The organism is Dielma fastidiosa (assembly GCF_000313565.1).
Lineage (GTDB): Bacteria > Bacillota_I > Bacilli_A > Erysipelotrichales > Erysipelotrichaceae > Dielma > Dielma fastidiosa.
This window is the reverse complement of record NZ_CAEN01000115.1, coordinates 1-253: the sequence shown is the minus strand read 5'-3', so window position 1 is coordinate 253 and position 253 is coordinate 1. Positions and strand designations below refer to the sequence as shown.

Annotated in this window: 1 protein-coding gene; it reads left to right on the top strand. The window is 43.1% G+C overall.

The window, feature by feature from the left end; genetic code table 11:
- Positions 1 to 49: 49 nt before the first annotated feature.
- Positions 50 to 253, top strand: a 204-nt coding sequence (locus DAHG_RS18260) for a hypothetical protein (RefSeq protein WP_034456214.1), incomplete at its 3' end; no start/stop codon positions are given.

The window sequence follows — 253 nt, the reverse complement described above, 5'->3', positions numbered from 1 at the left end:
TCATGGTGAGTATTTCATCATCAAAGCGATCATTGAGGTGGAACCCAAAATGATCATGACTAAAAAGGAAGAAGGCAGTATCGGTATCGATATCAATGTGGATCATATCGCGGTTGCCCACATCAATCGGCAAGGCAATCTGTGCAGACAGCAGATCCTGCCGATTAAGCTAAAGGGAAAGACAAGGAATCAGCGAAAGCATGAGATTGCAGAAACAGCGAGTAAGATCATTCATGAATGTGTACATACCCAT